The 7,692-nt window shown below is 67.4% G+C and carries 7 protein-coding genes; 1 reads left to right on the top strand and 6 read right to left on the bottom strand.

The window, feature by feature from the left end:
- From ADBZ6I_RS14310 to ADBZ6I_RS14285, 6 genes are all read right to left on the bottom strand, one after another.
- Positions 1–86, bottom strand: an 86-nt coding sequence (locus ADBZ6I_RS14310; RefSeq protein WP_526384938.1) for an iron-sulfur cluster assembly scaffold protein, incomplete at its 3' end; no start/stop codon positions are given.
- Between the two features lie 4 nt (positions 87–90).
- A complete protein-coding gene (locus tag ADBZ6I_RS14305; protein ID WP_526384936.1) occupies positions 91–1,404 on the bottom strand; it encodes a cysteine desulfurase in 1,314 nt (437 codons plus the stop codon).
- 6 nt (positions 1,405–1,410) lie between these two features.
- Positions 1,411–2,193 carry a Fe-S cluster assembly ATPase SufC gene (gene sufC / locus ADBZ6I_RS14300; RefSeq protein ID WP_526384934.1) on the bottom strand — a complete coding sequence of 261 codons (783 nt, stop codon included), beginning with the start codon at positions 2,191–2,193 and terminating at the stop codon, positions 1,411–1,413.
- A complete protein-coding gene (gene sufD, locus ADBZ6I_RS14295; RefSeq protein WP_526384932.1) occupies positions 2,190–3,359 on the bottom strand; it encodes a Fe-S cluster assembly protein SufD in 1,170 nt (389 codons plus the stop codon). Before sufD ends, sufC begins: the two co-directional genes overlap by 4 nt.
- Before the next feature lie 31 nt (positions 3,360–3,390).
- The gene (gene sufB, locus ADBZ6I_RS14290; protein WP_526384930.1) at positions 3,391–5,958 is read right to left on the bottom strand and encodes a Fe-S cluster assembly protein SufB; all 2,568 of its coding nucleotides are present in this window, start codon (positions 5,956–5,958) and stop codon (positions 3,391–3,393) included.
- The gene (locus ADBZ6I_RS14285) at positions 5,955–6,788 is read right to left on the bottom strand and encodes a helix-turn-helix transcriptional regulator (protein ID WP_526384928.1); all 834 of its coding nucleotides are present in this window, start codon (positions 6,786–6,788) and stop codon (positions 5,955–5,957) included. Before ADBZ6I_RS14285 ends, sufB begins: the two co-directional genes overlap by 4 nt.
- A 98-nt stretch (positions 6,789–6,886) precedes the next feature.
- On the opposite strand from ADBZ6I_RS14285, the gene mptB reads away from it, so the two are divergent.
- Positions 6,887–7,692 (top strand): polyprenol phosphomannose-dependent alpha 1,6 mannosyltransferase MptB (gene mptB, locus ADBZ6I_RS14280; RefSeq protein WP_526384926.1); only part of this gene is annotated, 806 nt, incomplete at its 3' end.

The following is a 7,692-nucleotide window of genomic DNA, read 5'->3' as shown; positions in this document are numbered from 1 at the left end:
ACGTGATGCACCTCGGCGGCGAAGGGTTCACGCAGCCCGCGGTGGTGCGGGTGTTTGTAGTGGTCCAGGATCACGTCCTGGTACATCTGCTCAAGTCGCACTGCGGTTCCCACCCCGGGTCGCTGCGCTCCTGCCCGCCGGCTCCCCGAAGAAGTCGATGGCCCGGCGCACACCCGCCACCAACCGATCCACCTCATCAGCGGTGTTGTAGACCGCGAACGACGCCCGCACGGTGGCGGCCACCCCGAACCGGCGGTGCAGCGGCGCGGCGCAGTGGTGCCCCACCCGAACCGCCACGCCGTCGTCGTCCAGCACCTGACCCACGTCGTGGGCGTGCACACCGTCGACGACGAAGGCCACCGGGGAGCGCCGGACGCACACGTCGGTCGGGCCGATGATGCGCACCTGCGGAATATCGGCCAGCCCGTCCAGGGTCGCGACCACCAGCCGGTGCTCGTGGGCCTCGACGGCCGCCATCCCAATGGCATCGAGATATCTTGTGGCAGCGCCTAATCCGACCACCTGCGAGATCATCTGCGTGCCGGCTTCGAAGCGCTGCGGCGGCGGCGCGTAGCTGGCCGCTTCCATGGTGACGGTCTCGATCATCGACCCGCCGGTGAGGAACGGGGGCAACGAAGCCAACAGCTCGGACCGCCCGTAGAGCGCCCCGATTCCGGTGGGCCCGAGCATCTTATGGCCGGAGAACACGGCGAAATCCACGTCCAGCGCCGGGAAGTCGACCACCTGGTGCGGGACGGACTGGCAGGCATCGAGCACCGTCAGAGCGCCGACGGCTTTCGCCCGGGCGACGAGTTCGGCGACCGGCGCCCCGGTGCCGGTGACGTTGGAATGGTGGGTGAAGGCAACGACTTTCACCCGCGCGTCGAGGCGCAGCGAATCCACGTCGATCTCGCCGGAGTCGGTGACCCCGTACCAGCGCAGGGTGGCGCCGGTACGCCGGGCGAGTTCCTGCCACGGGATGAGATTGGCGTGGTGCTCCAGCTCGGTGGTGACGATGACGTCGCCGGGACCGACCGCACGTTCGAATCTGTCGTCGCCCAGCACATAAGACACCAGGTTCAGCGCCTCGGTGGCGTTCTTGGTGAACACGATCTGCTCGGGGGATGCGCCGACGAAGCCGGCGATGTCGGCCCGGCCCTGCTCGTAGGCGTCGGTCGCCTCCTCCATCAACTGGTGGGCACCGCGGTGCACCGCCCCGTTGGAGGTGAGCAGGAAGTCGCGTTCGGCGTCGAGAACCTGCAACGGCTTCTGCGAGGTAGCCCCGGAATCCAGGTACGCCAACGGTTTACCGCCGCGCATCACTCGATTCAGGATCGGGAAGTCGGCGCGAATCCGCGCGATGTCGAGGTCAGTGCCGATGTCGAGGCCAACCGTGGCCGTCATGGCGTACTAGGACGCCGCCGACGCTTTGGCGAACCGCACGTAGCCGTTCTCCTCCAGCTCGTCGGCGAGTTCGGGTCCGCCGGACTCCACGATGCGGCCGTCGACGAAGACGTGCACGAACTGGGGGCGGATGTAGCGCAGGATCCGGGTGTAGTGGGTGATCAGCAGCACGCCGGCGTGCTCGGCCTCGGCGAAGCGGTTCACGCCTTCGCTGACCACCCGCAGCGCGTCGACGTCCAGGCCGGAGTCGGTCTCGTCGAGGATGGCGATCTTCGGCTTGAGCACACTGAGCTGCAGAATCTCGTGGCGCTTCTTCTCGCCGCCGGAGAACCCCTCGTTGACGCTGCGCTCGCTGAACTGCGGGTCGATGTCCAGATCCGCCATGGCGGCCTTGACCTCTTTGACCCAGTGCCGCAGCTTCGGGGCCTCACCGCGCACGGCGGTGGCCGCGGTGCGCAGGAAGTTCGACATCGACACCCCGGGCACCTCGACCGGGTACTGCATGGCCAGGAACAGGCCCGCGCGGGCGCGCTCGTCGACGCTCATCTCCAGCACATCCTGGCCGTCGAGGGTGATCGACCCGGACGTCACGGTGTACTTGGGGTGACCGGCGATCGCGTAGGACAGGGTGGACTTGCCGGAACCGTTGGGCCCCATCACCGCATGAGTCTCCCCCGACTTCACAGTCAGGTCGACGCCCTTGAGGATCTCCTTGTCGGTGCCCTCCGGCGTGGTGACCGAGACGTGCAGATCCTTGATCTCCAGTGTCGATGTGTTCTGGGTGCTCATGCTTGCGTTCTCGATTCAGTGATGGCCAATTCGTGTTCGATGGCGTCGGTCAGCCGGTCCCGGATCTCCGGGACCGCGATCTTGGAGATGATCTCGCCGAAGAAGCCGCGCACCACCAAACGGCGGGCCTGCTCCTCGGGGATTCCCCGGGCCTGCAGGTAGAACAGTTGCTCGTCGTCGAAACGCCCGGTGGCACTGGCATGCCCGGCGCCGACGATCTCGCCGGTCTCGATCTCCAGGTTGGGCACCGAATCGGCGCGGGCGCCGTCGGTGAGCAGCAGGTTGCGGTTCACCTCGAAAGTGTCGGTGCCGGTGGCCTCGGCGCGGATCAGCACGTCACCGATCCAGACCGTGCGGGCATCGTTGCGCCGTCGCGCGGACTGCGAATCCGGATCGCCTTGCAGCGCACCCTTATAGAGCACGTTGGAACGGCAGTTGGGCTGGGAGTGGTCGACCAGCAGCCGGGATTCCAGGTGCTGGCCGGCGTCGGCGAAGTACAGCCCGAGCATCTCGGCATCCCCGCCGGGGGCGTCGTAGCGCACTGTGGCGGCCATCCGCACCACCTCGCCGCCGAGCGTGACGGCGACGTGGCGCAGCACCGCGTCCTTGCCCAGCCGGGCGTGCTGGGCGCTGACGTGGACCATGTCGTCGGCCCAGTCGGCGATCCACACCACGGTCAGCCGGGCGGCGTCGGCGACCACGAATTCGACGTTGTCGGCGTAGGTTCCGCTACCCCGCTGGTCCACCACGACCACGGCCTCGCCGAGTTCCTCCACCCGCACCTGCAGGTGTCCGTAGGCGACCTTGCCGTCGCCCGGTCCGGTGACGGTGATCTCGACCGGCAACTCGGTGTGCGCTCCGCGACCGACGGTGACGATGGTGGCCGTCTCGAACGCCGAGAACGCCTGCGCGGCAACCCGGTCGGCGGGCACCCCGGCCTGGCCGAGCCGAGCGTCGCCGCGCGCGACGGTCTCGACGGTGACACCGGCCTGCTCGGTGACGGTGATCTGCGCCTGCCCGCTGGGGGCGGCGCTGCCGTCGTGCAGACCGCGCAGCCGCTTGAGCGGGGTGAACCGCCACAGTTCGTCGCGGCCGCCGGGCACCTCGAAGGCATTGACGTCGAATGAGGAGAACTGCTCCCCCTTGTTGATGGCAAGCACCGTCATCGGCCGATCTCCCGTCGCTTCGCTCGCCCCATCAGCCGACCGCGCCTTCCATCTGGAGTTCGATCAGCCGGTTGAGTTCCAGCGCGTACTCCATCGGCAGCTCCTTGGCGATCGGTTCGACGAAGCCGCGCACCACCATCGCCATCGCCTCGTCCTCGGTGAGACCGCGGCTCATCAGGTAGAACAGCTGGTCCTCGCTGACTTTGGAGACGGTGGCCTCGTGGCCCATCGTCACGTCGTCCTCGCGGATGTCGACGTACGGGTAGGTGTCGCTGCGGCTGATCGTATCGACCAGCAGCGCATCGCATTTCACGCTGGAGCGCGAGCCGTGCGCCCCCTTGTTGACCTGCACCAGCCCGCGGTAGGAGGCGCGGCCGCCGCCGCGGGCCACCGACTTGGACACGATGTTGCTCGACGTGTTGGGCGCCAGATGCAGCATCTTGGCGCCGGTGTCCTGATGCTGACCCTCGCCGGCGAACGCGATCGAGAGCACCTCGCCCTTGGCGTGCTCGCCGGTCATCCACACCGCCGGGTACTTCATGGTGACCTTGGAACCGATGTTCCCGTCGATCCACTCCATAGTGGCGCCGGCTTCGGCGCGGGCCCGCTTGGTGACCAGGTTGTAGACGTTGTTCGACCAGTTCTGGATGGTGGTGTAGCGAACGCGCGCACCGGGTTTGACGATGATCTCGACCACCGCCGAGTGCAGCGAGTCGCTCTTGTAGATCGGCGCAGTGCACCCCTCCACGTAGTGGATGTAGGAACCTTCGTCGGCGATGATCAGCGTGCGCTCGAACTGGCCCATGTTCTCGGTGTTGATCCGGAAGTAGGCCTGCAGCGGAATGTCCACGTGCACACCCGGCGGGACGTAGATGAACGAGCCGCCGGACCACACCGCGGTGTTCAGCGCGGAGAACTTGTTGTCGCCGGCCGGGATCACCGTGCCGAAGTACTGCTTGAACAGCTCCGGGTGTTCCCTCAGACCAGTGTCGGTGTCGAGGAAGATGACCCCTTGCGCCTCAAGGTCTTCGCGGATCTGGTGGTACACCACCTCGGAGTTGTGGGCCACCAGACCCTCGGCGATGAAGTTGTGCGGACCGTCGACCTCGATGTCGTAGACCGGTTCGACGGCGAACGGCTCCACGGACTTGACCCGCTCGTATCCGAGCCACTCGTTGCAGTGCACGCGGATAGTGGTTCCGTGCGCTCCATTTGAGGAGTGCGAATAGCGCCGGCGACCGAACCGGTCCGTGCGCTTGGGGTTGCGGCAACCGAGCTTCTCGAATTCGCCGGTGATACCCAACCGCCACGCCGTCTGAATCCGCTCGGGCGCATGACGATAGGGCTGGGTGAACGACCAGGGACCGGCGGCGCGCAGTCCGGCCAACTCGGCGAGTTCACGCGCCTGCCGGATCAGCGGCTCATTGGCCGACGTCAGCATGATCGAACCGCTTCGCTCGGGCTGAACGTAGCCGTCGGCATCGATCCAACCGCCCAGGAAGGCAAGCCGCTGATCCAGCGGCAGCGAGTAAACCCAGTCCGGGACACGTTTGGTCAGCGACAGACCGGTGAAGCCCAGCGCGACGATCCACTCGGTCAGCGCCTTGGAGTTGACCACCACCCGGTACTCGTCGGCCTCGATGCAGCGCAGCCCGAACAGGTCCTTGACCACCCGCATCAACTCGGCGCGCAGTTCGACGTCGGTGGCCGGAATGGCGAACTGAACCCGGTAGGTCTTGGTCGACAGGTGCAGGTTGCCGTCACCGATGTAGAGGCCCAGCAGCCACATCAGGTCGACGGTGCTGCGGTCCGGCGTCCGCAGCCCAGCTGCAACGGGAAGCTCAGCGGCCACACCGAACTCGGGGATCTGACGCGGGACCGCGATGAAGTCACCGGGCTGGATCTCTCCCACTGTCACCCAGCGTCGGGCGTAGCGCGCCCTTTGGCGGCCTTCCCTGCGCTCGTCACGCAGCACCAGCATCGGGTGGTTGTCGGTGGCGCGCAGGCTGCGCCGCCCGGTGGTCACCGTGTAGGTCTGCCGGGTGTCGGTCTGCGCCGATGCTTTGACCGGGGCGACGACGAACTTCTCACCGGCCTCGTCGTAGGCGAAAACCCGGTCGCCGTAGGCGATTTCCTTGATCGGAACCTGGCCGCGGTTGGCCGTCCACACCAATGTGTCACCCGCAAGGCATTCGTACTGAGCCGCGACGCCGGAGACCAGACGCTGCTTCTCGGCTTCGGGGATGCCCAGGCGGTCATAGGTGTTCTTGATCTCCTCGGGCAGTTCCTCCCAGGTGGTGGCCTGCTTCTCGGTGGAGCGCACGAAGTACTTGATGTTGTCGAAGTCGATGCCCTCGAGGTTGGACCCCCAGCCCGGCATCGGCTTCTTCTCGAAGGTGCGCAATGCCTTCAGCCGGATGTCGAGCATCCACTGCGGCTCGCTCTTCTTGGCCGAGATGTCGCGGACCACGGCTTCGGAGAGGCCGCGTTTGGCGCTGGCGCCGGCGACGTCGGAGTCCGACCAGCCGTAGCCGTACCGGCCGATGGAGTCGATGGTCTCCTCTTGAGTGAGAGGCTGGACCTCGGGGGCAGTCGTCATGACGACACTCCTTGTTCGTTATCGGTCGGCGGCTGGTTGTCGGTCGGCGGCTGGTTGTCGGTCGGCGGCTGGTTGTCGGTCGGCTGATGCAGCGGGACGTGCGTGGTGCAGGCGCAGTCGCCGTTGGCCAGCGACGCCAGCCGCTGCACGTGGGTGCCGAGCACCTCGGAGATGGCCTGTTTCTCGGCCTCGCACAACTCCGGGAATTCCTCGGCCACATGGGAAACCGGGCAGTGATGCTGGCAGATCTGGATGCCCTGGATCGGGCCGCCGACCCGGGTGGTGCTCGTGGTCGGTCCGCCGACCCGGGTGGTGGTCGTGGTCGGTCCGCCGACCCGGGTGGTGGTCGTGGCGTAGCCCGCGCGGGACAGCGCGTTGGCCACCTGCTCGGCGGCGCCTTCGACGGTGGCGTCGTCCGGCTCGGCGACGGGCGCAACGCCGGCCAGGATGGTGTCGATGCGCCGGCGGGCGAAGGCCCGGATGGCGTCGTCACCGCCGATCTCACGTAACTGGCGCATCGCGGCCGAGGCCAGGTCGTCGTAGGCATGTTCGAGCTTGGCGCGCCCGGCCGCGGTGAGCCGGTAACGCTTAGCCGGGCGACCCCGGCCCATGTGCTGCCAGGGCGCGGCGGGGATCGACTCGGCGTCACCCCCGTCGACCAGGACGTCGAGGTGACGCCGGATGCCGGCCGCGGAGATACCGAGTTTGCCGCTGATCTCGGCGGCGGTGATCGATCCCGATTCCAGCAACAGCCGTACGATCTCACGGCGGGTCCGGCCGTCCTGCACCGAGACCCGCTGCACGGGAGATCCGTGAGGCTGGATTTTCACAACATCAGTGTGACGCAATTAGACAGGGCGGTCTAGGAAGGGCACCCTCACCTTCTCGGCTGCTCCGTGACCTGTTCGGGGACCGATAGAGTGCGGTGGTGGCTGGCCGGCGTCATTCGTTGTACTCCTCGATCGCCAGCCTGCACGGTAACGAGCGGACCGAGAGCGCACCACTCAATGAGGCCGAGCTGCGGGCGATGCACCGCACCCGGCGGTTCGGGGCCACCGGCACCGTCTTGATGGGCATCGGCGCGCTCGGCGCGGGCGCCCGGCCGGTGGTGCAGGACCCGACCTTCGGGGTGCGGCTGCTCAATCTGCCGTCGCGCATCCAGACCGTCTCGCTGACCATGACCACCACCGGCGCAGTGATGATGGCACTCGCCTGGCTGATGCTGGGCCGGTTCGCGCTGGGCCCGCGCCGGATGACCCGCAGCCAGCTCGACCGCACCCTGCTGGTGTGGATGGTGCCGCTGCTGATCGCCCCGCCGATGTACAGCAAGGACGTCTACTCCTACCTGGCGCAGAGTCAGATCGCCCGGATCGGGCTTAACCCCTACCAGGTCGGCCCCGCGCCGGGTCTGGGGCTCGACCACGTCTTCACCCTGTCGGTGCCGTCGCTATGGCGGGAGACCCCCGCCCCCTACGGCCCGCTGTTCCTGTGGATCGGCCGGGGCATCTCGAAGCTGACCGGTGAGAACGTCGTCGGCGCGGTGCTATTCCACCGGCTCGTCGTGCTGATCGGCGTGGGCATGATCGTCTGGGCCACACCACGTTTGGCGCGCCGCTGCGGGGTGGGCGAGGTCGCGGCGCTGTGGCTGGGGGCGGCCAACCCGCTGCTGCTGATGCATCTGGTGGCCGGCATCCATAACGAGGCACTGATGCTGGGGCTGATGCTGACCGGCAC

Origin of the sequence: Mycobacterium sp. (assembly GCF_044342925.1) — a bacterium.
GTDB lineage: Bacteria > Actinomycetota > Actinomycetes > Mycobacteriales > Mycobacteriaceae > Mycobacterium.
The sequence above is the reverse complement of the archived record's forward strand: the minus strand, read 5'-3'. Positions and strand labels throughout refer to the sequence as shown.